Raw genomic sequence first — 2,680 nt, forward strand, 5'->3', positions numbered from 1 at the left:
GGCGCGGCAATCGACGGCTACGACGTAAAAACCGCCGTGCGCGTACTGGGGGAGCAGATTTTAGAGGGGAGATAAGAGACGCCGCGCCAGCCCATTTCGGGCGGTGCGACTGGCTTTTTATTTTATCTAGTCTAGCGTAAGCAGGCCTTCCCGTATGGCGTATCTGGTCAGCTCAGCCATGCTGTCGTAGCCCAGTTTGTCCATCATGCGGCGTCTGTGCGTATCTACCGTGTTCTTGCTTATGGAAAGGGCGTCGGCTATCTGTTTTGCTGTGCGACCTTTCACCAGAAGCCGCAACACTTCGTTTTCGCGCTCCGACAGCGGCGATTTATCGGCCATACCACTTGTTTCAAGAAGCCGCAGGTAATCCTCCACAAGCACGGAGCAGACCTTCGGCGGAAGGCAGTAGTCGCCGCCGTAGACTGTGTGTATCGCGTCCACGACAAGCTCAGGTGAACTTTCTTTTAATATGTAGCCTTTGGCGCCGGCCTTGAGTGCCTCCGCGATGAAGCGCCTGTCGTTGTGCATAGAAAGCATTATTACGGCTGCCTGAGGGTTGTCCGCGCATATCTTCTGCGTCGCCGCGATGCCGTTCATATGCGGCATCGTAACGTCCATCAGGACGACGTCCGGCTTTATCGCGGCTATCGCGGCAAGCGCCTCCGTCCCGTCGGAGCAGGAGCCGGCAAGCTCTATGTCCGTCTCGCGCGCGAGCAGGCTTTTGAGCCCTTCTCGAAACAGTTCGTGGTCGTCCGCTATGAGAAGTCTTATCATTTCGGTTCTGCTTTCATTTTAAGCGGCGCCATAAGAGAGATCGTGGTGCCGTCTTTGTTTGAGATGAGCTGCATCTCGCCGCCTATGTGCAGCAGGCGTTCTCTTATGCTAAATAAACCCAGCCCGGAGGCTGCCTTTTTCTTTTTTGAGATCCCGCGTCCGTCGTCTTCGACGACCACCTGTATGCGCCCGGGGCCGCGGTTGATGCTGATGTACACCGTCGAAGCTGCGGCGTGTTTTATTACGTTTATAAGAAGTTCGCGCGTCATTCTGTAAAGGATGACGCAGACTGCGTCGTCCGCGGGAAAATCGTCGATGCTGCCGCGCGCCGTGACGTGCCATTTTATTGACTGCGGGGTCAGCAGGTTGTCCGCCAGCGCCTCTATGGCCGGGGTGATGCCGACCTCAAGGAGTATGGGCGGGCTCAGCTCAAAGATGAGCTCGCGGCTTTCGGTTATCATCTGCTCCGTCTCCACGATGGTTTTTTCGACGATGGAACGCGCGCCTGCCGGAAGGTCGAAGTTTTCTTTCAGCTTGCGCAAATCAAGAAGCTGCGCAAGCAACGAATGGCCTATCCGGTCATGGATGTCGTTCGCTATCTCGCGGCGCGTCGATTCTTCGCTCAGCGTCAGCTTCGTGGCAAGCTCGCGCAGCATGTTCCGGTACGAGGTGAGCGTATGTTCCTTCTCACGTAGCGCCATTTCGGATTTTTTAAGGACCGTACGGTCCAGAAAAACGGTGACGGCCCTCTCATTTGAAAGAGGGAAGGCTATCGCCTCAAGATATTTTCCTGTAGCTTTACTTTCATTTTCACAGTGAACCGCGTGTTTTTCAAGGAGGCACCGGACTATTATCTCCGACCAGCACGGCTCAACGCCGGCCCAGACGTCGGCAAAGGTCCTGCCGACGACGCCGTCGCGAGCAACTTTATTGACGTGTTCGTAAGCCTCGTTCACTTCAAGGAAACGAACCGCGGCCGCCCCCAGTTTGCTGACGTCGCCGTCCATCTGATATAGCGCGATGGGAATGAGGGTCTGCTCAAAAAACATTTTATCAAAAAAATCATTTGCGTACATTTTTTCCATCCCCTGCCTGCTTCGCATTACTTTAGCACAAGAGCGGGGCGGAGGGAAGTCAGGCATTGTCGGGTCTCGCTATGTGGACGGTTCGGTCGCAGAACCAATCATAGACCGTGTATTCTGGTCTGTTCTGCATACGCAGGCGCTCGATGCTGGTGCCTACGATAAAAAGAGGGCGCGCTGGATCTATAAGAGCCGAGCCAAAACCGCGCAGGACAGAGGCCGTCTCTTCAAGCTCTTTTTCACCATCCGTGGCAAGCACCAGCATCGTCCAGTTTTCCTGCTGCTGCGAGTCGATGTCGGCGTAGCCGGGGATATAGACGCGCCGGTTTGCTAAAAGAAAAAGATGGAGCCTGCCTATCAGATCCAATGTCTCGTTGGTGGAGCGTGCTCTGTGGAAAAAGAGCCTGTCCGCATCCTTCAATTTGAATCGGTCCGTGGGCTCCTGCTGTGACTTCCTGTAGAGGTCGAAGTCGTAGCGGCTGCGCAGCATCAAATCAAAACGCAGCTCCTGCGTAAAGGCTCCGCTTTCACGAGCCCAATCGTCAAGCGCCGCCTGCCCTGGCGCGGCGCAGCCGCGCGCTGCGACTCCCCATTTGGGGAACCTTTCAATCAGCGAACGTACGAGAGGATGTTCCTGCCATATGTAGGAGACAGTTCCGTTTTCGCGCACCCACAGTTCGTCACGCGCAAGTGCTGGGATGACGGGAAACCTTTCATCAACAGTGTATTCCTTGATGCCGTACTGCCCGATGAAGGCGTGTTCCATCAAGAGATAGAGCCTGTTGCGCCAAAGGGCCTCTTCTGGAACGAACGGACCGATATCG

General features: G+C 55.4%; 3 protein-coding genes. All 3 read right to left on the reverse strand.

All coding sequences use genetic code 11. The features are described 5' to 3' along the window. Positions 1 to 126: 126 nt before the first annotated feature. The gene (locus tag RRY12_12905) at positions 127 to 774 is read right to left on the reverse strand and encodes a response regulator transcription factor (GenBank protein MEG2185573.1); all 648 of its coding nucleotides are present in this window, start codon (positions 772 to 774) and stop codon (positions 127 to 129) included. Continuing rightward, positions 771 to 1,850 carry an ATP-binding protein gene (locus tag RRY12_12910; protein MEG2185574.1) on the reverse strand — a complete coding sequence of 360 codons (1,080 nt, stop codon included), beginning with the start codon at positions 1,848 to 1,850 and terminating at the stop codon, positions 771 to 773. Before RRY12_12910 ends, RRY12_12905 begins: the two co-directional genes overlap by 4 nt. A gap of 58 nt (positions 1,851 to 1,908) precedes the next feature. Beyond that, positions 1,909 to 2,680: hypothetical protein (locus RRY12_12915; GenBank protein ID MEG2185575.1), on the reverse strand; the 772-nt coding region annotated here is incomplete at its 5' end.

Origin of the sequence: Cloacibacillus sp. (assembly GCA_036655895.1) — a bacterium.
Lineage (GTDB): Bacteria > Synergistota > Synergistia > Synergistales > Synergistaceae > JAVVPF01.

What these genes read in the sequence shown, in the direction of transcription:
- RRY12_12905 (MEG2185573.1), bottom strand. Translation starts at nt 774, where the DNA reads ATGATAAGACTTCTCATAGCGGACGACCACGAACTGTTTCGAGAAGGG.
- RRY12_12910 (MEG2185574.1), bottom strand. Translation starts at nt 1,850, where the DNA reads ATGTACGCAAATGATTTTTTTGATAAAATGTTTTTTGAGCAGACCCTC.